We start from the raw sequence: 25108 nt of genomic DNA, 5'->3' as shown, positions 1-25108 counted from the left end.
TCTGCCGGTGCAGGAAAAACGCCTTGAATTCACCGTAGTGAGCCGGGAAACGGTCGACGTAGTCGTCGTCGAAGCGCGCGCCTGGCGGCACCTGGAAGAAGAACACGGCGGTGAGGGTCTGGTTGAGGTTCAGGCCCAGGATTTCACCGAAGCTGGAGAAGCCGATCACCGGTACGTCGCCGAAGACGTTGCCCATGCGGTCCAGCTCTTGCGGGTTGTTCAGCCTGCGCAGGATGCAGTCGTTGAGCAACCCGGCAACCGCGCGGCCTGGCTTGTTGCGCAGGAAGGTCTCGAAGTCGCGCTGGGTGCTGGCAACCAGTGGTGTGCGTTTGACCAGCACCAGTTCCTCGCCCGGTGCGACGTCGCAGAACAGGTGCACCACCTCATTGGCCACATCGATGTTGGCCACTGAGCGCACGAACAGCTCGCCGCCCACGCGAATGGCGAATGAGTAATCTGCCAGGCGCTTCTCCAGTTCGGCCGGCTGGCAACCCAGCACATCGCACAACGCCCGCACCAGCGAGGCGATACGCCCCTTGTTGTCGATGACCTGGCGGATGGTACGGCTTTCAAGCGAGGCGGTGAGGACGCTGAAGGTAGTAGGGGTGGGCTCGAAGTTCTGGCTTTTGAACACGCTGAAGCGCACGCCAGGCGCGCTTTTGAGGAACGTGATGAGCGCGTGGTTCTCGTAGCGTTTTTTGCCGTCGTGCAGCCAGGTGTGCTGGAAATCCGACTTGCCGCCGGCCGAGCCGCCGACGAACAGGCAGGGGAATCGCCCCGACTCGTACAGCGCCTCCATGAAGAACGACTCCGACGCGCTCAGGCCGTCGAACAGGCTGTACGCCAAGGTATCGCGGGCGTCGACAGTGGTGTTGACCCGCACCTGTCGCAACGATTGCGCAATCGTGCGTACGCGCTCGGGCAGGCTGAGGCGCACGTTGCCCTGGCGAATGTCCTCGCAGTGCAGCGGCACGCTGACCACCTCGGCGCTGGCGATGATCGAGGCATCGAAAACCGCCAGCACGATCTGGTCCCAGGTGCCGGAGGCCGCGCAGTACAGGCGGTTTTGCCCGGTGCACAGCTCGCCGGCGCTGGTGCTCAGCGCCATCGGGCAGCCAGGGAAACGCTCATGGACCTGGCGAGCGACCGCGTCGATGTCCAGGTGCGGGGAAACGAAGCCGGTGATGAACGTAGGCTGGCAACGCAGCCGCGCCAGCTGCTCGCGCAGCCCGGCCTGGCTGCACTGGATCGTGTGCGCCTGGGCGGCGGCAGGGCCGGCACGGAAACGTTGGAATAAAGACATGGCAGGGGCTCTGGAAAGGTCGTTCTTATTACTGGCTGTGTCGGCCGCCCGCAGGCGGCCTTGAGTCCTACCAAAGGCCTAGACGCGGAAGCGCCCGACCATGGTGTTCAGGTCTACGGCCAGCTTCGACAGCTCCGTGCTGGCCGAGCTGGTTTGCTGTGCACCGGCGGCGCTCTGCACCGACAGGTCGCGAATGTTCACCAGGTTCTTGTCGACCTCACGGGCCACTTGCGCCTGTTCCTCGGCGGCGCTGGCGATCACCAGGTTGCGCTCGTTGATCTGCGCCACCGCTCCGTGGATGGTCTCCAGCGCCATGCCCGCGCCGCGGGCGATGTTCAGGGTCGACTCGGCGCGGTCGGTGCTGCTGCGCATCGCGTCCACGGCTTTGTCGGTACCGCTCTGGATGCTGCCGATCATTCGCTCGATCTCGGCGGTGGACTGCTGGGTGCGGTGTGCAAGCGCGCGCACTTCGTCGGCAACCACGGCGAAACCACGGCCAGCCTCGCCTGCGCGCGCCGCTTCGATGGCAGCGTTGAGCGCCAGCAGGTTGGTCTGGTCGGCCAGGCCACGGATCACATCCAGCACCTGGCCGATGTTGCGCGATTCGTTGGCGAGGTTGCCTACCAGGTCAGAGGTAGCCTGCACGTCGCCGCTCATGCGCTCGATGGCGTTGAGGGTTTCGGTGACCAGGTCGCGGCCGTCGCTGGCGGAGCTGGTGGCTTCACGCGAGGCTTCCGAGGTGCTCACAGCGTTGCGGGCAACTTCTTCCACTGCGCTGGTCATTTCGTTCACTGCCGTAGCGGCCTGTTCGATTTCGTTGTTCTGCTGGCTGAGGCCACGTGCGCCTTCTTCGGTGACGCTATTGAGCTCTTCAGCGGCCGAGGCCAGTTGCGTGGCGGAACCGGCGATGTGCTGCAGTGTGTCGCGCAGGCGGCCTTGCATGCGCTGCATGGCGGTGAGCAGGCGTGCAGCTTCATCCTTGCCGTCTACGGTGATGGCCTGGGTGAGGTCGCCTTGGGCGATCTGTTCTGCGGCATCCACGGCGCGGTTGATCGGCTGGGTAATGCTGCGAGTCAGCAGCCAGGCGAACAGCAAGGTCAGGGCGGTGGCCAGGATCAACATGGCAATCACCAGCACGAAGGCGGTGTCGTATTGCTCGGCTGCCACTGCGTTGGATTTACGGGTTTGCTCGGTGTTGATGGTGACGAGCTGGTCGAGCACCTTGTTCACCGCATCGGAGTTGCTCAGCAGGTCGCTGTTGAGCATGCCGCGCAGTTCCTCGAGCTGGCCGGCCGCCGACAGCTGGCGCATGCGCGCTTCGAGCTGGCGATATTGGGCGAGCAGGGTCTTGTACTGCTCGTACGCCTGGGTTTCCTCAGCGCCGTCGATGAGTTTCTCGTAGCGGGCCTGAGCCGCGCGGATCTGCTCGTTGCGGGTGTCGAATGTCTGCAGGGTCTTGTCCAGTACCTCAGGCTCGCGATTGAGCAGCAGGCGGTAGGAGAGCACGCGCAGGCGCAGGGTGAGCTGGGTGAACTGGTCGAGGTTGGTGATGCTGGGCAGGCTGTTCTGCTCGATGTTCACGCCTGCCGAACGGATCTTGGTCATCTGGCTCAGGGCAAAAACGCCTAGGGCGATCATCAACAGGCCGATCACAGCAAAACCCAGCAGCGAGCGCTGGGCGATTGAAAAGTTACGCATGGCCATTCGGGAGGTACCTGAGAGTGAAATGGCGCATCCCTGCCGCCGATTAAAGGGTTGCTGCTGTATCGGTCAAGTCGACCTTCGCATTAGGGCCAATCGTGAACGTAATGGTGCCGTTGGTCCGGCTTCACCTCTGGCGGGGAACATCACCCCTTAAACACAGTCCATGCCCCACCCGTGATTGGCTTGCTGATCACGGAATTTTCCGACAATGAAATCATCCGGATGTGTCGGAAGTTGGCTGGCTACGCAGAGGCTTTTTTACTATGGTAGCCGCCTTGCTAAACACCTGAAAAACCCGGGAAATCATTATGTTGGAAGCGTCTCTGAATCATCTGGAAACACTCGTCAATGAACTGCTGCAGCGTAACCAGGCGCTGGAGCACAGCAACGGCGAATTGAATGCCCAGTTGGCCCAGGCCCGAGAAGAGAACGACACCCTGCAACTGTCGCTGCTGGAGCAGGAAGAGCAACAAGGCGCTACCGCCGCGCGCATTCAGGCGCTGATCGATCGGGCGTCACCCGGGGCGGTGACGGCATGACCGACCGATACGAGCGCACTGAAGTCGTGACCATTCTGGATCACGACTACACGCTCAAGGCCCCGCCTGGCGGGGAGCAAACACTGCTTCAGGCTGCACAGATGCTGCAGGAGGTCCTTGCCTCCACCAAGAAGCAGTTTCCCAGCCTGGTAGGGGACCGCTTGCTGGTGCTGACGGCAATGAATCTGTGTTCACAGTTGATCGAGGCCCGCCAGCAGGTCGACAGCACGGTCGAAGATCTCGAGCGTACGCTGGAGCAGCGCTAGGCCGTCGCCCGGCGAGCCGGCCTCCCACTAAGGTTCGGCGGTGCGGTTCAGAAAGTGGGAGGGCGGCTTGCCGCGCGACGGGGCCTTCTCGATCAGCTTGTCGCCCGTTGCACGGCGCCCGGCAAGCCGGCCTCCCACCCAGTGCGCGGGTCAGGCAGCCATCACCGCCCGAATATCCGCCGCCAGCTCCCGCACCCTGTGCTCCTCGGTATCCCAGGAACACATGAAGCGCGCAGCCCCGCCAATGAAGGTGTAAAAGCGCCAGCCGCGGGCGCGCAGCGCTTCGATTGCCGGCTCCGGCATCTGCAGAAACACTCCGTTGGCCTCGACCGGGAACATCAACTCCACCCCCTGCACATCCGCGATCAGAGTGGCAAGCAGCTGTGCGCAATCATTGGCATGCGCGCCATAGCGCAGCCAGGCCCCGTCCTCGAGCAGGCCTACCCAGGGCGCTGACAGGAAGCGCATCTTCGAGGCCAGTTGCCCAGCCTGTTTGCAGCGATAGTCGAAGTCTTCGGCCAACTCATGGTTGAAGAACAGGATGGCCTCGCCCACCGCCATGCCGTTCTTGGTGCCACCGAAGCACAGCACGTCCACGCCCGCTTTCCAGGTCAGCTCCGCTGGCGTGCAGCCGAGCGACGCGCAAGCGTTGCTGAACCGAGCCCCATCCATGTGCAGGTGCAGGCCCAGCTCCCGGCAGGTCGCACTGATCTGTGCCAGCTCGGCGGGTTGGTAGACCGTGCCCACTTCGGTGGACTGGGTCAGCGTCACCACCCGTGGCTTTGGGTAATGAATGTCCTGGCGCTTGAGCGCAACCTCACGGATCGCTTCGCTGCTGAGCTTGCCGTCTACAGTGTTGGCCGTCAGCAGCTTGGAGCCGTTGGAGAAGAACTCCGGCGCCCCGCATTCGTCGGTTTCGACGTGCGAGCTCTCGGCGCAGATCACGCTGTGGTAGCTCTGGCACAGCGCCGCCAGGGCCAGGGAGTTGGCGGCGGTGCCGTTGAAGGCGAAGAACACTTCGCAGTCGGTTTCGAAAATCCGGCGAAAGTGGTTGGCGGCGCGGGCGGTCCATTCGTCGTCGCCATAGGCGCGCTGGTGGCCCTGGTTGGCTGCCTGCATGGCGGCCCAGGCTTCAGGGCAGATGCCTGAATAGTTGTCGCTGGCGAACTGCTGGCTGTTGTTGTTCATCGGCCATTCCCTGTGGTTCGTGTAGCCAGGCCTCGTGAGCCGGGCGAGGGCCTATCCTACCCATCTGCTGCGCGCGGGGCGACTGGCCGCTTCAGAATGTCGCTTTTCGGCGCCTGCGGCGCCACGCCGCACCGTCTCGAAGCAATGGCAGAAGGCCCGTTCAGGGCCCCGAGCCACTGGAATAACGGGCTTTGAGCCGCCTCAAGCCCTGCCGCAGGGCGTTGCAGGCACGCCCTTGCATGGCATGTCGTAAATGCGCCGGTGCGTGGCGCGGGCAGGCATCTGATAGGGAAGGGCTGGCCCTAACATCGCTGGCAAGGGCCCCTGCCGTGCGCTGGGCCTTCCTCATAACAGGCCCCGAAGGCGCCGCCAGGAGATCAGCGATGTTCAGCAAGCAAGACACCATCAAGGGTTACGACGACGAACTGCTCAAGGCCATCAATGCCGAAGAACAGCGCCAGGAAGACCACATCGAGCTGATCGCCTCGGAGAACTACACCAGCAAGCGCGTGATGGAAGCCCAAGGCACCGGCCTGACCAACAAGTACGCCGAAGGCTACCCGGGCAAGCGCTACTACGGCGGTTGCGAGCACGTAGACGTGGTCGAGCAACTGGCCATCGACCGCGCCAAGCAACTGTTCGGCGCAGACTACGCCAACGTCCAGCCGCACTCCGGTTCCTCGGCCAACGCCGCGGTGTACCTGGCGCTGCTGCAAGCCGGCGACACCCTCCTGGGCATGAGCCTTGCCCACGGCGGCCACCTGACCCACGGCGCCAAGGTCAGCTCGTCGGGCAAGCTCTACAACGCCGTGCAGTACGGCATCGACGAAAAAGGCCTGATCGACTACGACGAAGTCGAGCGCCTGGCTGACGAGCACAAGCCCAAGATGATCGTGGCCGGTTTCTCTGCCTACTCGCAGGTGCTGGACTTCGCCCGCTTCCGCGCCATCGCCGACAAAGTGGGCGCGCTGCTGTTCGTCGACATGGCCCACGTTGCCGGCCTGGTAGCCGCTGGCCTGTACCCCAACCCGATTCCGTTCGCTGACGTGGTCACCACTACCACCCACAAGACCCTGCGCGGCCCGCGTGGCGGCCTGATCCTGGCCAAGGCCAACGCCGACATCGAGAAAAAGCTCAACGCAGCCGTGTTCCCTGGCGCCCAGGGCGGCCCGCTGATGCACGTGATCGCCGGCAAGGCCGTGTGCTTCAAGGAAGCGCTGGAGCCTGGCTTCAAGACCTACCAGCAACAAGTGATCGATAACGCCGAGGCCATGGCCGGTGTGTTCATCGAACGTGGCTACGACGTGGTGTCCGGCGGTACCAAGAACCACCTGTTCCTGGTCAGCCTGATTCGCCAGGGCCTGACCGGCAAGGATGCTGACGCTGCCCTGGGCCGCGCGCACATCACCGTGAACAAGAATGCGGTGCCCAACGACCCGCAATCGCCGTTCGTGACCTCGGGCCTGCGCATCGGTACCCCGGCCGTCACCAGCCGCGGCTTCAAGGTCGAGCAGTGCGTGAAACTGGCCGGCTGGATCTGCGACATCCTCGACAACCTCGGTGACGCCGATGTGGAAGCTGACGTTGCCCGCAACGTCGCGGCCCTGTGCGCCGAATTCCCGGTTTACCGCTGAGCCTGCTGGAGTAAACGAGCATGCAACGTTATTCAGGCTTCGGCCTCTTCAAGCATTCCCTGAGCCACCACGAGAACTGGCAGCGCATGTGGCGCACGCCGGTGCCCAAGAAAGTCTACGACGTGGTGATCGTCGGCGGTGGCGGCCACGGCCTGGCCACGGCCTACTACCTGGCCAAGGAACACGGCATCACCAACGTGGCGGTGGTCGAGAAGGGCTGGCTGGGCGGCGGCAACACCGCCCGCAACACCACCATCGTGCGTTCGAACTACCTGGTGGACGAGTCGGCCAAGCTCTACGAGCACGCCATGAAACTGTGGGAAGGCCTGTCGCAGGACCTGAACTACAACGTGATGTTCTCCCAGCGCGGTGTGTACAACCTGTGCCACACCCTGCAGGACATCCGTGATTCGGAACGCCGCGTCAGCGCCAACCGCCTTAACGGTGTAGACGGTGAACTGCTCAACACCGAGCAGGTAGCGGCTGAAATCCCGTACCTGGACTGCTCCAAGAACACCCGCTACCCGGTACTGGGCGCCACCGTGCAGCGCCGCGGTGGCGTGGCCCGCCACGATGCCGTGGCCTGGGGCTTCGCCCGGGCGGCCGACGCGCTGGGCGTCGACCTGATCCAGGAAACCGAAGTGATCGGCTTTCGCAAGGAAAACAACACCGTGATCGGTGTGGAAACCACCAAAGGCTTCATCGGTGCCAAGCGCGTCGGTGTGGTGACCGCAGGCAACTCCGGGCACATGGCCAAGCTGGCGGGCTTCCGCCTGCCGCTGGAATCCCACCCGCTGCAAGCGCTGGTGTCCGAGCCGATCAAACCCATCATCGACAGCGTGATCATGTCCAACGCCGTGCACGGCTACATCAGCCAGTCCGACAAGGGCGACCTGGTGATCGGCGCCGGTATCGACGGCTGGGTCGGCTACGGCCAGCGCGGCTCCTACCCGATCATCGAGCACGCTATCCAGGCCATCGTCGAGATGTTCCCGGTGCTCTCGCGGGTGCGCATGAACCGCCAATGGGGCGGCATCGTCGACACCTGCCCGGACGCCTGCCCGATCATCTCCAAGACCCCGGTGAAGAACCTGTTCTTCAACTGCGGCTGGGGCACTGGCGGCTTCAAGGCCACCCCGGGCTCGGGCAACGTGTTCGCTGCAAGCCTGGCCAAGGGCGAGATGCACCCGATCGCCGCGCCGTTTTCCATGGACCGTTTCTACAACGGTGCGCTCATCGACGAACACGGCGCCGCCGCCGTCGCCCACTAACAGGAGCAGCCATTCATGTTGCAGATTTTCTGCCCCCATTGCGGCGAGCTGCGGTCCGAGGAAGAGTTTCATGCCTCGGGCCAGGCGCACATCGCCCGGCCGTTGGACCCCAACGCCTGCTCCGACCAGGAGTGGGGCACCTACATGTTCTTCCGCGACAACCCGCGCGGGATTCACCATGAGCTGTGGGATCACGTCGCTGGCTGCCGCCAGTACTTCAACGTCACCCGTGACACCGTGACCTACGAGATTCTGGAAACCTACAAGATCGGCGAGAAACCTCAGGTGACCGCCAAACCGGCTGCAGCCGTGCCTGAATCAGCGGCGCGGGAGGAATAGGCATGAGCCAAGTCAATCGTCTGTCCAATGGCGGTCGCATCGACCGCAACAAGAAGCTCTCCTTCAACTTCAACGGCCAGAGCTACACCGGCTACGAGGGTGACACGCTGGCCTCGGCCCTGCTGGCCAACGGTGTGGACATCATCGGCCGCAGCTTCAAGTACTCGCGCCCGCGCGGCATCATCGCCGCCGGTGCCGAAGAGCCCAACGCTGTGCTGCAGATCGGCTCCACCGAAGCCACCCAGATCCCCAACGTGCGCGCGACCCAACAGGCGCTGTACTCGGGCCTGGTGGCCTCCAGCACCAACGGCTGGCCGAACGTCAACACCGACATGATGGGCATCCTGGGCAAGGTCGGCGGCAAGATGATGCCTCCCGGCTTCTACTACAAGACCTTCATGTATCCCAAGTCCTTCTGGATGACGTACGAGAAGTACATCCGCAAGGCGGCGGGCCTGGGCCGTTCGCCGACCGAGAACGATCCGGACACCTACGACTACATGAACCAGCACTGTGACGTGCTGGTGGTCGGCTCCGGCCCTGCCGGCCTCGCCGCTGCCCTGGCTGCCGCACGCAGCGGTGCGCGCGTGATCCTGGCCGACGAGCAGGAAGAGTTCGGCGGCAGCCTGCTCGACACCCGTGAAACCCTCGACGGCAAACCTGCCAGCGAATGGGTTGCCGGCGTGATCAGCGAACTGGCCAAACTGCCAGAAGTGACCCTGCTGCCGCGTTCCACCGTGAACGGCTACCACGACCACAACTTCCTGACTATCCACCAGCGCCTGACCGACCACTTGGGCGACCGCGCCCGATCGGCCAGGTTCGCCAGCGCGTGCACCGTGTCCGTGCCAAGCGCGTGGTGCTGGCCACCGGCGCCCACGAGCGGCCGCTGGTGTACGGCAACAACGACGTGCCGGGCAACATGCTCGCTGGCGCCGTGTCGGTGTATGTGCGCCGTTATGGCGTGGCGCCTGGCAAGAAACTGGTGCTGTCGACCAACAACGACCACGCCTACCGCGTCGTGCTCGACTGGGTGGACGCTGGCCTGCAAGTGGTCGCCGTGGCCGATGCCCGCAGCAACCCGCGTGGTGCGCTGGTCGAGGAAGCCCGTGCCCGTGGCGTGCGTATCCTCACCGGCTGCGCGGTGATCGAGGCCCGTGGCACCAAGCGTGTGAGCGGTGCCCGCGTGGCCACCATCGACGCCAAGGCCATGAAGGTCACCAGCAATGGTGAATGGCTCGACTGCGACCTGATCGCCAGCTCCGGCGGCTACAGCCCGGTGGTTCACCTGGCCTCGCACCTGGGCGGCCGCCCGGCCTGGCGTGAAGACATCCTCGGCTTCGTGCCCACCGAAGCACCGCAAAAACGCGTGTGCGTCGGCGGCATCAACGGCGTGTACCCGCTGGGCGACGCACTGGCCGACGGTTTCGAAGGGGGCGCCCGCGCCGCTGCCGAAGCCGGCTTCAAGATCGTCGAGGGCACGCTGCCCAAGGTGCTCTCCAAACCTGAAGAACCAACGCTGGCGCTGTTTCAGGTGCCGCACGACAAAGGCACCGCACGTGCGCCCAAGCAGTTCGTCGACCAACAGAACGACGTGACCGCTGCCGCCATCGAGCTGGCCACCCGCGAAGGCTTCGAGTCGGTCGAGCACGTCAAACGCTACACCGCGCTGGGCTTCGGCACCGACCAGGGCAAGCTGAGCAACATCAACGGCCTGGCGATCGCGGCCCGCAGCCGCGGCATCTCGATCGTCGAGATGGGCACCACGATGTTCCGCCCCAACTACACCCCGGTCACCTTCGGTGCCGTGGCCGGCCGCCACTGCGGTCACATCTTCGAGCCGGTGCGCTTCACCGCGCTGCATGCCTGGCATGTGCGCAATGGCGCCGAGTTCGAGGACGTCGGCCAGTGGAAGCGCCCGTGGTACTTCCCAAGCGTGGCGAAGACCTGCACGCCGCTGTGGCCCGCGAGTGCAAGGCTGTGCGTGACAGCGTCGGCCTGCTCGATGCCTCCACCCTGGGCAAGATCGACATCCAGGGCCCGGATGCGCGCGAGTTCCTCAACCGCGTGTACACCAACGCCTGGACCAAGCTGGACGTGGGCAAGGCCCGTTATGGCCTGATGTGCAAGGAAGACGGCATGGTCTTCGACGACGGTGTGACCGCCTGCCTTGCCGAGAACCACTTCCTGATGACCACCACCACCGGCGGCGCCGCCCGCGTGTTGCAGTGGCTGGAGATCTACCACCAGACCGAATGGCCTGAGCTGAAAGTGTGGTTCACGTCGGTGACCGACCACTGGGCCACCCTGACGCTCTCTGGCCCCAACAGCCGCAAGCTGCTGGCCGAAGTGACCGATATCGATCTGGACAAGGACGCTTTCCCGTTCATGACCTGGAAGGAAGGCAAGGTTGCCGGCGTGCCGGCCCGTGTGTTCCGGATTTCCTTCACCGGCGAGCTTTCCTACGAGGTGAACATCCAGGCCGACTACGCGATGGGCGTGCTGGAAAAAATCGCCGAGGCGGGCAAGAAGTACAACCTGACCCCGTACGGCACCGAAACCATGCACGTGCTGCGGGCCGAGAAGGGCTTCATCATCGTCGGCCAGGACACCGACGGCTCGGTAACCCCGGACGACCTGAACATGGGCTGGTGCGTTGGCCGTAACAAGCCGTTCTCCTGGATCGGCTGGCGCGGCATGAACCGCGAAGACTGCGTGCGCGAGAACCGCAAGCAGCTGGTGGGCCTCAAGCCTGTGGACCCGAACAAGGTACTACCGGAGGGCGCGCAGCTGGTGTTCGACACCAAACAGTCGATTCCGATGGACATGGTCGGCCACGTGACTTCCAGCTACATGAGCTCGACCCTGGGCCGCTCCTTCGCCCTGGCCGTGGTCAAGGGTGGCCTCAAGCGCATGGGTGAGCGGGTGTGGGCGCCGATGGCCGATGGCACCAACATCGAGGCAGAGATCTGCTCGTCGGTGTTCGTCGACCCGAAAAACGAACGGCAGAACGTATAAGCCCAGGCGCCCCGGCCGGCCTTGGCAGGCCGGGGTGTTCCACGATTTGTGAAGGTGTCGAAGATGAGCACAGCCAATGTTTACCAGCAGCGCCCGGGCGATGACGTCAAGGTCGAGTCCCCGCTGCACCATGCCGACCTGCCCAGCCTGGTCGGCAAAGGTCGCAAGAACGCAGGCGTGACCCTGCGCCACAGACAACTGCTCGGCCACCTGACCCTGCGCGGTGATGGCCATGACTCTGCTTTCGCCGAAGGCGTGCACAAGGCCCTGGGCCTGGAGCTGCCGGGTGCGCTGGCAGTGGTGGCCAATGAGCGGCTTTCGCTGCAATGGATGGGCCCGGACGAGTGGCTGCTGATCTGCCCGCGTGGCGAAGAGCTGGCCCTTGAACAAGGCCTGCGCGACGCGCTGGCCGGCCAGCACATTCAGGTGGTCAACGTCAGCGGCGGGCAGAGCCTGCTGGAACTGACCGGGCCGAACGTGGTGGACGTACTTAAAAAGTCCACCAGCTATGACGTGCACCCAAGCAACTTCCCGGTAGGCAAAGGCATCGGCACGGTGTTCGCCAAGTCGCAACTGGTGATCCGCCGCATGGGCGAGGACACCTGGGAGCTGGTAATTCGCCGCAGCTTCTCGGACTACTGGTGGTTGTGGCTGCAGGATGCCTCCGCCGAATACGGCCTGGCCATCGTCGAATAAGGAGCTGCCCATGAGCCGCGCACCCGATACCTGGATTCTCACCGCCGACTGCCCCAGCCGGCTGGGAACGGTGGACGCGGTGACGCGGTTCCTGTTCGAACAGGGCTGCTACGTGACCGAGCACCACTCGTTCGACGACCGCCTGAGCGGGCGCTTCTTCATTCGCGTGGAGTTTCGCCAGCCCACCGGCTTCGACGAGCAGGTGTTCCGCCAGAGCCTGGCCGAGCGTGGCCAGGCCTTTGGCATGATTTTCGAGCTGGTGCCGCCGCAGTACCGGCCCAAGGTGGTGATCATGGTCTCCAAGGCCGACCACTGCCTGAACGATTTGCTGTACCGCCAGCGCATTGGTCAACTGGCCATGGACGTGGTCGCGGTGGTCTCCAACCACCCGGACCTGGAGCCGCTGGCGCGTTGGCATTCGATCCCTTACTACCATTTCCCGCTCGACCCTAACGATAAGCCCGCACAAGAGCGCCAGGTCGTCGAGGTGATCGAGCGCACCGGCGCAGAGCTGGTGATTCTCGCCCGCTACATGCAGGTGCTTTCGCCTGAGTTGTGCCGGCGCCTGGACGGCTGGGCCATCAACATCCATCACTCGTTGCTGCCCGGCTTCAAGGGCGCCAAGCCTTACCATCAGGCCTACAACAAGGGCGTGAAGATGGTCGGGGCAACGGCGCACTACATCAACAACGACCTGGACGAGGGCCCGATCATCGCTCAGGGCGTGGAGGTGGTGGACCACAGCCACTACCCCGAAGACCTGATCGCCAAGGGCCGCGACATCGAGTGCCTGACCCTGGCGCGGGCGGTGGGTTACCACATCGAGCGCCGGGTGTTTCTCAACGCCAACCGTACGGTCGTTCTTTAACGGCGCAAGTGGTGCCTTTGGCTACGCTGATGTCGGGATCGGCAATGTTCCGGCGTTGGCGAACTGCGATTCTGTGAGTGTCTGCACGCAACAACAACAGCGAGGTGAAAGCATGTCTGGCAACCGCGGAGTGGTGTATCTGGGCGCTGGCAAGGTCGAGGTACGCAATATCGACTACCCGAAAATGCAAGACCCGCGCGGCCGCAAGATCGAGCATGGTGTGATCCTGCGCGTCGTTTCCACCAACATTTGCGGCTCCGACCAGCACATGGTCCGCGGCCGCACCACTGCCCAGGTCGGCCTTGTGCTCGGCCACGAAATCACCGGTGAAGTCATCGAAAAGGGCTCGGACGTCGAGAACCTGAAAATCGGCGACCTGGTTTCTGTTCCCTTCAACGTTGCCTGCGGCCGTTGCCGCTCGTGCAAAGAGCAGCACACCGGCGTGTGCCTGACCGTCAACCCGGCCCGTGCCGGTGGTGCCTACGGCTACGTCGACATGGGCGACTGGACCGGCGGCCAGGCCGAATTCGTACTGGTGCCTTACGCCGACTTCAACCTCCTCAAGCTGCCTAACCGCGACAAGGCCATGGAAAAGATCCGTGACCTGACCTGCCTTTCGGACATCCTGCCCACCGGTTACCACGGCGCTGTAACGGCCGGTGTTGGCCCAGGCAGCACTGTGTACGTTGCGGGTGCCGGCCCGGTCGGCCTGGCCGCTGCCGCTTCGGCTCGCCTGCTGGGCGCGGCTGTGGTGATCGTCGGCGATCTCAACCCTGCTCGCCTGGCCCACGCCAAGGCGCAGGGTTTCGAAGTGGTCGACCTGTCCAAGGACACCCCGCTGCACGAGCAGATCGTCGATATCCTCGGCGAGCCTGAAGTGGACTGCGCGGTCGACGCAGTGGGCTTCGAAGCCCGCGGCCACGGCCACGAAGGTGCCAAAAGCGAGGCCCCGGCCACTGTGCTCAACTCGCTGATGCAGGTGACCCGTGTGGCCGGCAAGATCGGCATCCCTGGCCTGTACGTGACCGAAGACCCGGGCGCCGTCGATGCCGCCGCCAAAGTCGGCGCGCTGAGCATTCGCTTCGGCCTGGGCTGGGCGAAGTCGCACAGCTTCCACACCGGCCAGACCCCGGTGATGAAGTACAACCGCGCGCTGATGCAGGCGATCATGTGGGACCGCATCAATATCGCTGAAGTGGTGGGCGTGCAGGTGATCAGCCTGGACCAGGCACCGCAGGGTTACGGCGAGTTCGATGCGGGCGTGCCGAAGAAGTTTGTGATCGACCCGCACAAGATGTTCAGCGCGGCTTGACTGAATTGGCCGCCCTTGTCCTGCAAGAGCGGCCATGCTTCTTTGAGTTTTTAGCGGTCTACAAATTTGATGTTTGATGGCGCGTAACTCAATATCCTCGTATTTCTGCCTTGAAACCCAGTCCTATGATGTGGTCTCTGACCCACTCCAAGGTGTCCAGGCCAGGGAGGAAGTGCCCGGAGTGATTACTGATCTCCCAACTGCTTTCAGAAACACGGGTAAGGTATCCGGCACTGATGACTGGTGACGCCGAATGGTGGCCAATGACCGCGTGTGTCACGCTGTCGTCATGCTCTTTGAGCACTAGAAAGTCGTAACTATCGTGGTAGGTAAATTTCCTGGTTGTTTTGATTTTCAGTTTTTTGAATTCTGAGGCTGAGTGAAGATTTATCAAGGTGTTATGACTTTGGAAATTGCCTAAATCAAAAGCGAGCTCTGAACTCTGTCGATCAATCAGGCGCGGTGCTCCGACTTTTTTGGGAGAAATCCATAAGTCACTCAAAGCTTCGCCCATTTCAAGATGTTCAGTGGCTGAGATCTTGGTGCCGGTTTTATATTTCCCGGCCCAAAGGCGAGCTCCTTTTCTATACAGCCAATTGAAAATAGAATTTCTTCCACTTGGGTCCTGTCGATTGACGGGATCTTGCTCGCAGTAAACATATGAATTTAGTGCTGCCCTGAAAGGGCCAGTCGAATCAGGCTGCAAAATTCGTTGTAATGAAGGACTGTATATTCTAAAGCCGTTGCCTAAAGGATAAATCGAATCAGCGGCCTGAACGCGAATTGAAGCGAATGTTAGCGCTCTGTGTGCGTGCCCTGTAAAGCCGAAAGGCGTAAATTTTCCATGAATGCTGGTGCACTGGGGGTCAACTTTCACAAAGTAGGTCGTTTGATGTTGAGTTTTCATATGGATCAATCTTTAATCGTTCTTTAAATCATGGAGAATAGCTACTCTGGCGGCAGTAGGTGTTGGGCTGGTTATTTCGAAAGGAACTTTTCAAAGCAGAAATGGCCTGAATGATTCAAACCGCACCTCAGGTTTTACAAATGAAATTCAAGGAACTCATCGCTACCGCTTCGTTGTTTCTCATTACTCCTGCCTTCGCCTTCAACCTCAACGACGCCGTGAATGCCGCCTCGACCTTGCAGAACGGCAATCAGAACGGTGCCGCCGTTGCGGCTTCGCCCAAGGCAGCCGGTTTGCTCAATACCCTAGGTACCCAGCTCAACGTCACGCCAGAACAGGCTGTCGGCGGCACAGGTGCCATGCTGGGCCTTGCCCGGAACAAGTTGCAGCCGTCGCAGTATGCGGAGCTGACGCAGAAGGTGCCGGGGCTGGATCAGTTGTCGGGCAACAACGCGCTCGGCGGGCTGGAGGGGCTTTCCGGGCTGTTGGGCCAGTCGGGCAAATCCGCCGGCCTGAGCAAGGCGCTGGGCAATGTGCAGTCTCAAGGGGATATGAGCAGTGCCTTCGGCCAGCTGGGCATGAACAGTGGCATGATCGGGCAGTTCGCACCGATCATCCTGCAATACCTGGGGCAACAGGGCACCAGTGGCTCGACCTTGCAGAGCCTGGCTTCGATTTGGGGGACCAAGGGCTGAGCCGGTAGATATTCAAGATGGTTTGGGTGGCTGGAAGATCATCGCGTCGCGTGGCCAGCCACGCTCCTACCTTGACAGGCCCAGTTCACCGCGTAGGAGTGCGGCTTGCCGCGCGACGCGAAGATGCTGAGGGCTGCCTTGCTGCCCCCGGCCTTGCTGCTTAAGCTACTCGCTTCAAAAGCCGACCTGCCCCAGACCATGCCCGCCCCCTCACGCCCGCCATTCAAACGCCGCACGCCCAAGGCCCCGCCGGCCAGCCCGCGCCTGCTGCTGCTGAACAAGCCCTTCGACGTGCTCACCCAATTCAACGACGAAGCCGGCCGCGCCACCCTCAAGGACTTCGTCGACGTCCCCGGCGTTTACCCCGCCGGCCGGCTGGATCGCGATAGTGAAGGCCTGCTGCTGCTCACCAATGACGGCCGGCTGCAGGCACGTATCGCCGACCCGAAGCACAAGCTGCCGAAAACCTACTGGGTGCAAGTTGAAGGTGAGCCGACCGACGAGCAAATCCGGCAGTTGGCCCAGGGCGTACAGCTCAACGACGGCCCGACCCTGCCAGCAGAGTGCCGCCGGCTGGAGGCGCCTGAGCTGTGGGAGCGCAACCCACCAGTGCGTTTTCGCAAAAGTATCCCTACGGCTTGGCTGGAGCTGGTGATCCGTGAGGGGCGCAACCGCCAGGTGCGGCGCATGACCGCCGCTGTGGGGCTGCCTACGCTGCGCCTGGTGCGGGTGCGCATCGGCCCGTACGCACTCGACGGCTTGCAGCCGGGGCAGTGGCGCGAGGTTGCCCCTCAGCTCTGATTGCGCAGGTGGGTAAGAGGCATTTCGGTGCTGGCCAGCACCTGATTGAGCACGAAGCTCGAACGCACGCTGGTCACCCCTTCGATGCGCGTGAGGTGGCCCAACAGCAGCTGCTGGTAGTGGTCCATGTCCTGCACCACCACCTTGAGCTGGTAGTCGGCGTCCATCCCGGTTACCAGGCTGCATTCCAGCACCTGCGGCAGGCCGCGGATGATCGACTCGAACTTCTCGAAGCGCTCCGGGGTATGGCGATCCATGCCGATGAACACGTAGGCAGTCAGGCTCAGGCCCAGTTTCTTGCGGTCCAGCAGGGCGACCTGGCGCGAGATGTAGCCGTCGTCCTCCAACTGCTTGACCCGCCGCGAACAGGGCGAGGGCGACAGGCCGATGCGTTCGGCCAGTTCCTGGTTGGAAATACGGGCATCGCGCTGCAGCTCGGCGAGAATGCTCAGGTCGTAGCGGTCCAGCTTGCTCATGGGCAGGGCCTCAATTTTTACCAATTGCGTCGAATTATGATTGCTGAGCGAAAAATTGCGCAAGTACCGATTATCCCGGCAATCTTCGCAAACACCTGCCGGCGGGGCTGGCCTAAGATTTCCAACAGAATCACTGCCCGGACAATCGTCCACAGCGAACGGCCCTAGCGGGCCCTTCGCGGCCGCCGGCCCCACAGGGCCGCGCCTGGCCACCGGGCTGCGCACCGTCCCAGCAGAGGGTGCGAGGTGAGCCTGCGCCACAAGCGTTGAGCCGGACGCCGTATCGATCGAGGAAGGCCCTGAGCCTTCCTTTTTATGCCCGCATGAAATGTGCGCCACGGCCCATACGCCCGGCCAGCGCGCTGGTAGAGTAGCGGCGAACCGCCTTCGGTTTTTCCAGTCTTATCCGGTATGCCCCTTTCCCCTATGAGCAGTCCCATGAACGCAAGCATGTGGCGCCTGGCCAGTGCCGGGTTGTTGAGCCTTTGTATCGCAGGGCACGCCCAGGCTGACACCAACGGCCCGCCGGGCATGTTCCAGGATAACAAGGGGCCGGCCGGTCGATTCCAGCAAACCCCTACGCCGCAGCCGCAGGCACCCAGGCCTTCACAGCCTGCGCCGCAGCAGCCACCACAACAGCCGGTTCAGCCGCAGCAGCGCGGGCCGATGGGGCGTTTCCAGCAAACCCAGCCGCCAGCACCGCAGCCGCCGAGCTGGCAGGCCAACCCCTATGGTGGCCAGCCGCAGCCTGGTTACAGCAACGGCAACCCGCTGCAGCCCCATCCGGACAGCGTGCGCCAGACCGAGCCTCCCATTCGTGGCGACTACCGCGACCTGCAGCCGCAAAACCGCCGCTACGAAGCGGGCGGCCCGGGCCAGCGCCGTGGTGACGACCGTTGGGGCCCGCCCCGGGGCAATGGTTGGGGCCCAGGGCCGCGTTATCGCCCCGGGCAGATGATTGATCGCTTCCCGGGGCAGAACTGGCGCGTGCCCTACGGCGGCCGGGACTTCTACTACTCCGGCGGTTATTGGTATCAACCGCAGGCTGGCCGCTACGTCGTGGTTACGCCGCCTTACGGCATCCGCACCCGTGCGCTGCCCGACTACGCCACGCGTACCTGGATCGGTGGTTCTGTGTTCTTCCTGGCGGCCGGGACCTGGTACCAGTGGATGGACAACGAGCAGGACTACGTGGTGGTCAACCCGCCTGCCAACGCAACCTACAGCGAGCCTGTGCCCGCACAGCCGGTGGCTTCCAATGCAAACACCTGGGATGTGCAGGTTTACCCAAGCAACGGGCAGAGCCTGGAGCAACTGGAGCGTGATCGCTTCGAATGCCAGCAATGGGCGACCCAGCAGAGCGGTTTCGACCCACGCGCCGCTACGTACGCCCCGGCTGACGCGGTGGTCTACACCTACCGGCAGACTTTGGCGAACTGCCTGGTGACGCGCGGCTACGGCGTCAACTGACGCTTGAGCACTTCATGAGGGTCGGCGTGCACCAGCACCTCGGCCTTCGGGAACTGCGCCACGATGGCCGCCTCGGCCTGCTCGCACAGCGCGTGTGCAGCCGACAGCGTCAGTTGCCCCGGCAGCTCCAGATGCAACTGTACGAACCAATGGTTGCCCGACACGCGCGTGCGCAGGTCATGCGCGCCCAGCACGCCGGGCACTGCGCAGGCCAGGTCCATCATCTGTTCGCTCACATCCAGCGGCAGCTCCTTGTCCATCAGGATCTCGATGCTTTCCCGGGCGATCTGCACCGCGCTCCAAAGGATGTATACCGAAATGCCCAGGCCGAACAGCGCGTCGAGCTGAGGGAAGCCCGCAGCAGCCAGCACCAGCGCTACCAGAATGCTGCCGTTGAGCATCAGGTCGGAGCGGTAATGCAGCGAGTCGGCGCGCACGGCGGTCGAGCCGGTTTCGCGGATCACCTTGTGCTGGATCACCAGCAAGCCCACGGTCAGCACCAGCGACAGCACCATGACTGCGATGCCCAGCCCGGCTTCGCCGATAGGCTCGGGGCTGTGCAGGCGCTCGGCCGCCTGCACAGCGATGATCACCGCACTCACGGCAATGAACAGCGCCTGGCCCATACCCGCCAGGGCCTCCGCCTTGCCGTGGCCGTAGCGATGGTCGTCGTCGGCCGGGCGCAGCGCGTAATGGATGGCCAGCAGGTTGAGAAACGACGCAGCGCCGTCCAGCACCGAGTCGGTCAGGCCTGCCAGCAGGCTCACCGAGCCGCTCAGATACCAGGCAACGGCCTTGGCCACGATCAGGGTGCTCGCCACGCTCAGCGAGGCGCGGGTGGCCAGGCGCAGCAGGCGAGCGTGGCGGTCGGCGGTGGCGGCAGGCATCAGGCTGCAGGCACCAGGCCGAAGGCCGCCAGTTGCTGCACGCTGCCTTTGTGCTCGATCAGGCGCGGGTCATTCAGCGGCAGGTGCTGGCCCAGTTCCTGTTCGAGGATGGTTTGCAGGCGTGCTTTGTCGACGCTGCCGTCGGGGTTCACGGCGGGGCGCAGCTTGGCCGGGTCGACCTGAGCCTGGGTACCGTGGGGCAGGTAGATCGCGCCTGTGGCGAAGTCGACGCCAAAGGCGATCAGGCCCGGGATCACATAGAACAGGATGCCGACGGCATCGAGCACCGCCACCACCGGGTCGACCTTGCCGTCGATCTGGCCACGGCGGTCGGGCCAGAACAGGGTGCCGCAGGCGGTGAGTTGAGTGAGCAGGGTGGCGACCAGGGCGGTGCCGATCACACGGTGGGCAATGCGCATGAAATTCTCCAGAAAGCGAAGCGCCGCAGGGGAGGGCTGAGGTTCAGACCGCGCCGGCAGGGGCGCGGTTCGCAGTTATACCGTGGTGGCCGTTGCGCTTCTACCCTTGAGCGTCACGCTGTGAAGTAGCGGCCGATCAGCATCAGCCCCGACGCCAGCACCACCAGGTTGATCACCTTCAGAAACTGCTCGCGGGACATCTTCAGGGTCAGCCGCCGGCCGAGGGTGATGCCCACCAGCATGCCCGGCGCCAGCAGCAGCGCCAGCCACAGCAGGCGGGTGTCGAGGTAGACGCCGGCGACGGTGAACAGCACCACGCGTGTCAGCGTGCTCATGCCGATCAGCGTGGTCTGGGTGATGCGCAAGGCGTTCTTGTCGCGCAGCCGCCCGCTCAGGTAGATGGCGTAGATGAAGCCACCGCTGCCGAACAGCGCGCTGAACACGCCGCCGATGGCGCCGAAGGGTAGGGCATGGCGCGGGCTGAACTCACGGTCGGGCTTGAGCCCGCTCAGGGAATACAGCGAATAGCCCACCACGAACACGCCCAGCGCCAGCAGCAGAAAGTCGGGCCGTGTAGTGAGCAGGATCGCCGCGCCGATCAGGCTGCCCACGATCATCAGCGGCACCAGCCGGCGCAACTCCTGCCAATTGGCCTGGCGCCCATCGCGGCTGACGTTCACCACGGCAGCGCCCAGGTCCAGCAGCGCCAGCAAAGGGACGATCTGCGATACCGGCACGTAGAGCGCCAGGATAGGGCTTGCGACCAGCGCCGTGCCGAAGCCGGCGATGCCGAAGATGGTGTAGGCGACCAGCAAGGTCGCGAAGATCACAAGGTAGCCAGGCAGGCCGAGGGCAATCAGGTCCGTCATGTGGGGTGCGTTCCTTCACGTACCGGGTGTGGGCGTGGCCATGCTACCCAAAGTACGCCATTGCCGGAGGTGCTCAGCTGATAGCTACCGATTCGGCCTCGGCAATCTGCCGTAGCTGCGACAACCGGCTGCGGGTGCGCACGATGTCGGCGATCTCGCAGTGGTCCACTGCCACTTCCAGCGGCCACGGGCTGTTGAGGTAGAGCTCGCAGCGGTTGTCGTAGAGCACGTCGACCACGTTGAGAAAACGCTGCTGCGCGGCTGCCGACGCCGTGGAGATGCGCGGTACCTGCTCGATCACCCAGCGCGGGTAGGCCTTGATCAGCGCCAGGTAGTCCATGGTCGCGGTGGGCGCTTCGCAAAGGTCGGCAAAGCGCATGTGCAAGGTGCCCTGGGCGGCGCTGATGACTTTGATTTCACGGTGGTTGATCGCCAGGCGCTCGGCCGCCGGGGCGTCCCCGGCAAGCCCAGCGCCTGGCGCTGGCCTGCATCTGCGGGGCTGACGAACGCGCCCTTGCCGAACGGGTCGGGCTCGGCGGTGGCCAGGGTGCGGTAGTCCACGCCGCCTGCAATCGACAACACATCCATGCGCGCTTCGATCAGGCGAATGCTCGGCAGGAAGCGCTCGTGGTACAGCGGGTTGGGCAGCAGGCCTTCAGGTGCGTAGTTGGAGGTGGTCAGCAGCAGGCAATCGCGCTTGAACAGCGCCTTGAAGAACCGCGTGATCAGCATGGCATCGCCGATGTCATGCAGGTGGAACTCGTCGAAGCACAGCAGCTTGCAGCCATGGAGCATTTCTTCCAGCGCCTCTTCCATGGCGTGTTCGCTGCTCGAATGTTGGAACTGGCGTTCGTGCAGCTCACGAAAGAAGGCGTGAAAGTGCACACGCCGCTTCTCGGTGATCGGCAGCGCGGAAAAAAAAGCATCGAGCAGGAAACTCTTGCCCCGGCCCACCGGCCCCCAGATGTACACGCCTTTGGGCTTCTTCAACCGCTCCAGCCAGGCCGGCGACAATGCAGCGGCCAGCTCGCCGAGCCGAATCACCGCAGCGTTCTGTTGTTCATCGAGGGTGTAGCCACGGCGTTGCGCCTGGGCCTGGATATCGGCGATGACCGCTTCGGCGTTCACATGGGGCATGAGGGGTTCCTGATGGCGTGCACGGCGCTGATCTTAGCGCAGTTCGGCCAGGCCATCGCGCTGGCCAACGCCGTATACTGCGCGCCTGCGATCTGGAGGCCCCATGAATTCCCTGCCCATCGATGCCGTGCTGCCGGCGCTGCGCCAAGCCTTGCTGGCGCGCCACGAAGTGGTGCTGCAAGCGCCACCCGGCGCCGGTAAAACCACCCGTGTGCCGCTGGCGCTGCTCGATGAGCCGTGGATGGCCGGGCAAAGCATCCTGATGCTCGAACCACGGCGCCTGGCCGCGCGCGCGGCCGCCCAGCGCCTGGCCTCTGAACTGGGCGAAGCGGTTGGCGAAACCGTGGGCTACCGGGTGCGGCTCGAAAGCAAGGTCGGCCCGCGCACGCGCATCGAAGTGGTGACCGAGGGCATCCTCACCCGCCGCCTGCAGGCAGACCCTGCGCTGGACGGCGTGGGCCTGGTGATCTTCGACGAGTTCCACCTGCGCAACCTGGAAGGCGACCTGGCGCTGGCACTGGCGCTCAACGGGCGCGAGCTGCTGCGCGAGCAGCCTGCACTCAAGGTGCTGGTGATGTCTGCCACGCTCGACGGTGAGCGCCTGGGGCGGCTGCTCGATGACGCGCCGGTACTGACCAGCGAAGGGCGCATGTTCCCGGTGGCCACCCACTGGAGCCGGCCGGCGCAGCCAGGCGAGCGCATCGAGCCACGGGTGGTGCAAGCCTGCCTGCAAGCGCTGGACGAGCAGGCAGGCAGCTTGCTGGTGTTCCTGCCGGGCCTGGGCGAGATCCGCCGCACCCACGAGCAACTGGCCGAAGCGCTGGGGGAACGGGCAGACGTTCGCCTGTGCCCGCTGCACGGCGAGCTGAGCCTGGATGCGCAGCGCGCAGCCATCGACCCGGCGCCGGCCGGCCAGCGCAAGATCGTGCTGGCCACCAACATCGCCGAAACCAGCCTGACCATCGAAGGCGTGCGTGTGGTGGTCGACTCGGGCCTGGAGCGGGTGCCGCGCTTCGACCCGCGCAGCGGCATGACTCGCCTCGACACCCAGCGCATCTCCCGCGCCAGCGCCACCCAGCGTGCCGGCCGCGCGGGCGCCTGGAGCCAGGTGTGTGCTACCGGCTGTGGTCGCAGGACCAGCACGAACAACTGGCAGCCTTCAGTCCGGCGGAGATGCTCCAGGCAGATCTATCCGGCCTTGCTCTGCAACTGGCCCAGTGGGGCGTCGCACCGCAAGACCTGCGCTGGCTCGACCTGCCGCCCCAGGCCGCCTGCGCCCAAGCCCGTGACCTGCTGGCGCGGCTCGGCGCATTGGACGAGCAAGGCCGCCTGACACCGCACGGCCAGGCCATGGCCGAGCTCCCGGCGCACCCGCGCATCGCCCATCTGCTGCTGCGTGGCCAGGCCCTGGGCCTGGCTGACCTTGCCTGCGACGTAGCCGCATTGCTCAGCGAGCGCGACCTGCTGCCCGGCAGCGGCGCCGACCTGCACAAGCGCCTTGCGGCCATCGGCCAGGGCCGCGGCGGCGCCCAGCGGGTGCGGCAGGTCGCCCGGCAATACCGCGCCGGCTTGCGTGGGCAGCCTCGTAAGCCTGTGAGCGACCCCGGACACTCCCGTTGGGTCGGCGCGCTGCTGGCCTTCGCCTACCCCGACCGCATCGCCCAGCAACGACGTGCCGGTGGGGCCGACTACCGCCTGGCCAACGGCCGTGCTGCGCAGTTCGGCGAGGCGGATGCGCTGATGAAGCACCCTTGGCTGGCGATTGCCGACCTTGGAAGCCGCCAGGGCCAGCGTGAGGAACGCATCTGGCTGGCCGCTGAATTGGATGAAGCGTTGTTCGATAGCGTGTTGAGCGACCAGCGCCGGGAAGTGGACCTGCTCGATTGGGACGAGCGTGAGGGCGTGCTCAAGGCCGAACGCCAGGTGCGCGTGGGTGAGCTGGTGATCAGCCGCCAGGCCTTGCCCAGCCTGAGCGACGAAGCGCGTGCCAGCGCCCTGCTCGGGCTGGTGCGGCGCAAGGGCCTGGAGCTGCTGCCCTGGACGCCTGAATTGCGCCAATGGCAGGCCCGCGTGCAGCTCCTGCGCAGCCTCGACGGCCCTGGCAGCACTTGGCCTGATGTCAGCGACGGCGCATTGCTGGCAACGCTTGAAGACTGGCTGCAGCCCTACCTGGGCAAGGTCAGCCGGCTCAGCCATTTCAGCCAGCTGGACCTGGCCTCGATCCTGCGCAACAGCCTGCCCTGGCCTTTGCCGCAACAACTGGACAGCCTCGCGCCGGTCAGCATTGGCGTGCCTTCCGGTTCCAATATCCGCCTGGACTACAGCGAGCATCCGCCGGTGCTGGCGGTGCGCCTGCAAGAGCTGTTCGGCCTGGCCGACACCCCGCGCATCGCCGGCGGCCGGCAAGTGGTCAAGCTGCACCTGCTCTCGCCGGCGCGCAGGCCGGTGCAGGTGACGCAGGATCTGGCGAGCTTCTGGCGCAATACCTATGCCGAGGTGAAGAAGGATTTGAAGGGGCGGTATCCGAAGCATTATTGGCCTGAAGATCCATTGGTGGCCGAGCCTACGGCGCGGGCGAAGCCGAGGGGGACTTGATGGGGCCCCGACGGGGCCTCGCAAACCCGTTTGGCTTTAGCTGTCCTGTGGTCCTGTACAGCAGCCATACAGCGCCTGAAGATTATTGAACAAGGCCAGGTCAAAAGCTTTATTTTTGATGATCTTGTTATTGGATAACAGCCTATCCAGCATCTGTTTATCGATACACGCAGGGTTGCACGTTATCGCGGAATGAATAAATACAGCAGGATAGGCGTAATCCGTCGGCGACTCTAAAACATTCTGAACAGTGCTGTGATTTGGAATGATACATCCAGCGATCAGCGGAACGTAGTAGCCCTCTAACGATCGCCGGATACGCTGACACATACTAGCGACTTCGTCTAATTTAGGGGCGCCAATATCACCACATACATTATCGCTAAATTTTTTATCCTGCCTTCCCGATGTGGTAAAGGAAAAACATCCTTCGTTATAGATATTGCTTCTGTAAGGTGGAATATGTTTTTGGGAGCATTCAAATATCGGCCCGCCAAACACACGCCCCTGCAGAGTGTATGAATTTGCCCTCAACACAAACTGAAAATCAAGCTCAGCAACGACGGTTTTGTTCCAGAGGAATTTCACACCTGCTTTCACGACCCTGATTGTCAATCCAGGATATTCAATACCGCGCAGATGTTTGGTGAGTTCTTTTTCAAAATAAATTCTATCTTCCTTGCTCATTATGCACCCCTGCTAAAACATCAAACG

At 63.7% G+C, this 25108-nt stretch carries 21 protein-coding genes and 4 pseudogenes; 13 read left to right on the top strand and 12 right to left on the bottom strand.

Translation table 11 applies throughout. From position 1 onward, the window contains the following. Nucleotides 1-151 precede the first annotated feature (151 nt). The 3 genes and pseudogenes from LN139_RS25825 to LN139_RS25815 all read right to left on the bottom strand — a co-directional run. Nucleotides 152-1303: pseudogene (locus LN139_RS25825) on the bottom strand (FIST signal transduction protein); the annotation flags it as partial. A 78-nt stretch (nt 1304-1381) separates the two neighbouring features. After that, the gene (locus LN139_RS25820; protein WP_442964449.1) at nt 1382-2245 is read right to left on the bottom strand and encodes a methyl-accepting chemotaxis protein; all 864 of its coding nucleotides are present in this window, start codon (nt 2243-2245) and stop codon (nt 1382-1384) included. Further along, nucleotides 2237-3001: pseudogene (locus LN139_RS25815) on the bottom strand (MCP four helix bundle domain-containing protein); the annotation flags it as partial. The pseudogene LN139_RS25815 and the gene LN139_RS25820, both read right to left, overlap by 9 nt. A 314-nt stretch (nt 3002-3315) precedes the next feature. Between LN139_RS25815 and LN139_RS18245 the strand changes: the two are divergent. Continuing rightward, complete coding sequence (locus LN139_RS18245) at nt 3316-3546, top strand: hypothetical protein (RefSeq protein ID WP_236355493.1); 231 nt, start codon at nt 3316-3318, stop codon at nt 3544-3546. Beyond that, nucleotides 3543-3812, top strand: coding sequence for a cell division protein ZapA (locus tag LN139_RS18240; RefSeq protein WP_236355492.1), 270 nt, complete (start codon nt 3543-3545; stop codon nt 3810-3812). The genes LN139_RS18245 and LN139_RS18240 overlap by 4 nt, the downstream gene beginning before the upstream one ends. A 150-nt stretch (nt 3813-3962) precedes the next feature. Here the strand turns inward: LN139_RS18240 and LN139_RS18235 are convergent, their stop codons facing one another. Then, complete coding sequence (locus LN139_RS18235; RefSeq protein ID WP_236355491.1) at nt 3963-5000, bottom strand: threonine aldolase family protein; 1038 nt, start codon at nt 4998-5000, stop codon at nt 3963-3965. Nucleotides 5001-5383: 383 nt separating this feature from the next. Between LN139_RS18235 and glyA the strand changes: the two genes are divergently transcribed. The 7 genes and pseudogenes from glyA to fdhA all read left to right on the top strand — a co-directional run bounded on the left by glyA (nt 5384) and on the right by fdhA (nt 14138). Then, nucleotides 5384-6634, top strand: a complete 1251-nt coding sequence (gene glyA, locus LN139_RS18230) for a serine hydroxymethyltransferase (protein WP_236355490.1) — start codon at nt 5384-5386, stop codon at nt 6632-6634. Between the two features lie 20 nt (nt 6635-6654). Further along, nucleotides 6655-7905, top strand: coding sequence for a sarcosine oxidase subunit beta family protein (locus tag LN139_RS18225; RefSeq protein WP_236355489.1), 1251 nt, complete (start codon nt 6655-6657; stop codon nt 7903-7905). Between the two features lie 15 nt (nt 7906-7920). After that, nucleotides 7921-8244 (top strand): sarcosine oxidase subunit delta, encoded by a 324-nt coding sequence (locus tag LN139_RS18220; protein WP_097087166.1) that lies wholly within the window; start codon nt 7921-7923, stop codon nt 8242-8244. A gap of 2 nt (nt 8245-8246) precedes the next feature. Continuing rightward, nucleotides 8247-11262: pseudogene (locus LN139_RS18215) on the top strand (sarcosine oxidase subunit alpha). Between the two features lie 63 nt (nt 11263-11325). Continuing rightward, nucleotides 11326-11958 (top strand): sarcosine oxidase subunit gamma, encoded by a 633-nt coding sequence (locus LN139_RS18210; RefSeq protein ID WP_236355488.1) that lies wholly within the window; start codon nt 11326-11328, stop codon nt 11956-11958. Nucleotides 11959-11968: 10 nt separating this feature from the next. Continuing rightward, the gene (purU, locus tag LN139_RS18205) at nt 11969-12826 is read left to right on the top strand and encodes a formyltetrahydrofolate deformylase (RefSeq protein WP_236355487.1); all 858 of its coding nucleotides are present in this window, start codon (nt 11969-11971) and stop codon (nt 12824-12826) included. A gap of 112 nt (nt 12827-12938) precedes the next feature. Next, nucleotides 12939-14138, top strand: a complete 1200-nt coding sequence (gene fdhA / locus LN139_RS18200; protein ID WP_236355486.1) for a formaldehyde dehydrogenase, glutathione-independent — start codon at nt 12939-12941, stop codon at nt 14136-14138. An 88-nt stretch (nt 14139-14226) separates the two neighbouring features. Here fdhA and LN139_RS18195 read toward each other — a convergent pair whose 3' ends face one another. Further along, the gene (locus tag LN139_RS18195) at nt 14227-15045 is read right to left on the bottom strand and encodes an RHS repeat-associated core domain-containing protein (protein WP_236355485.1); all 819 of its coding nucleotides are present in this window, start codon (nt 15043-15045) and stop codon (nt 14227-14229) included. A gap of 140 nt (nt 15046-15185) precedes the next feature. Here LN139_RS18195 and LN139_RS18190 point away from each other — a divergent pair, with 140 nt between their 5' ends. Together LN139_RS18190 and LN139_RS18185 are read left to right on the top strand one after the other, a co-directional pair. Further along, nucleotides 15186-15740 carry a DUF2780 domain-containing protein gene (locus LN139_RS18190; RefSeq protein WP_236355484.1) on the top strand — a complete coding sequence of 185 codons (555 nt, stop codon included), beginning with the start codon at nt 15186-15188 and terminating at the stop codon, nt 15738-15740. A 198-nt stretch (nt 15741-15938) separates the two neighbouring features. Next, nucleotides 15939-16541 (top strand): pseudouridine synthase, encoded by a 603-nt coding sequence (locus LN139_RS18185; protein ID WP_236360505.1) that lies wholly within the window; start codon nt 15939-15941, stop codon nt 16539-16541. Here the strand turns inward: LN139_RS18185 and LN139_RS18180 are convergent. Beyond that, nucleotides 16532-17017: an Lrp/AsnC family transcriptional regulator gene (locus LN139_RS18180; RefSeq protein WP_097087183.1), complete on the bottom strand. Its 486-nt coding sequence runs from the start codon at nt 17015-17017 to the stop codon at nt 16532-16534. The two genes, LN139_RS18185 and LN139_RS18180, sit on opposite strands and share 10 nt — an antisense overlap. Nucleotides 17018-17455: 438 nt before the next feature. Here LN139_RS18180 and LN139_RS18175 point away from each other — a divergent pair, with 438 nt between their 5' ends. Beyond that, nucleotides 17456-18487 carry a DUF6515 family protein gene (locus tag LN139_RS18175; protein ID WP_236355483.1) on the top strand — a complete coding sequence of 344 codons (1032 nt, stop codon included), beginning with the start codon at nt 17456-17458 and terminating at the stop codon, nt 18485-18487. On the opposite strand, the gene LN139_RS18170 is transcribed toward LN139_RS18175, so the two are convergent. From LN139_RS18170 to zapE (LN139_RS18155), 5 genes are all read right to left on the bottom strand, one after another. Next, complete coding sequence (locus tag LN139_RS18170; protein ID WP_236355482.1) at nt 18472-19374, bottom strand: cation diffusion facilitator family transporter; 903 nt, start codon at nt 19372-19374, stop codon at nt 18472-18474. The genes LN139_RS18175 and LN139_RS18170 overlap by 16 nt on opposite strands. After that, nucleotides 19374-19793 (bottom strand): polyribonucleotide nucleotidyltransferase, encoded by a 420-nt coding sequence (locus LN139_RS18165; protein ID WP_236355481.1) that lies wholly within the window; start codon nt 19791-19793, stop codon nt 19374-19376. The genes LN139_RS18170 and LN139_RS18165 overlap by 1 nt, the downstream gene beginning before the upstream one ends. 113 nt (nt 19794-19906) lie before the next feature. After that, nucleotides 19907-20662 (bottom strand): sulfite exporter TauE/SafE family protein, encoded by a 756-nt coding sequence (locus LN139_RS18160; protein ID WP_236355480.1) that lies wholly within the window; start codon nt 20660-20662, stop codon nt 19907-19909. Between the two features lie 73 nt (nt 20663-20735). Then, nucleotides 20736-21068, bottom strand: coding sequence for an AFG1/ZapE family ATPase (gene zapE, locus LN139_RS24945; RefSeq protein ID WP_268944881.1), 333 nt, complete (start codon nt 21066-21068; stop codon nt 20736-20738). Further along, a complete protein-coding gene (gene zapE, locus LN139_RS18155; RefSeq protein WP_268944770.1) occupies nt 20984-21799 on the bottom strand; it encodes a cell division protein ZapE in 816 nt (271 codons plus the stop codon). Before zapE (LN139_RS18155) ends, zapE (LN139_RS24945) begins: the two co-directional genes overlap by 85 nt. A 103-nt stretch (nt 21800-21902) precedes the next feature. Here zapE (LN139_RS18155) and hrpB point away from each other — a divergent pair. Then, a pseudogene (gene hrpB / locus LN139_RS18150) lies at nt 21903-24394 on the top strand (ATP-dependent helicase HrpB). 36 nt (nt 24395-24430) lie between these two features. On the opposite strand, the gene LN139_RS18145 reads toward hrpB, so the two are convergent. After that, nucleotides 24431-25081, bottom strand: a complete 651-nt coding sequence (locus LN139_RS18145) for a hypothetical protein (protein ID WP_236355479.1) — start codon at nt 25079-25081, stop codon at nt 24431-24433. Nucleotides 25082-25108: the final 27 nt, after the last annotated feature.

Source organism: Pseudomonas sp. KNUC1026 (assembly GCF_021650705.1).
GTDB lineage: Bacteria > Pseudomonadota > Gammaproteobacteria > Pseudomonadales > Pseudomonadaceae > Aquipseudomonas.
Note: the sequence above shows the minus strand (reverse complement) of the source record. Positions and strands in the feature narration are given on the sequence as shown.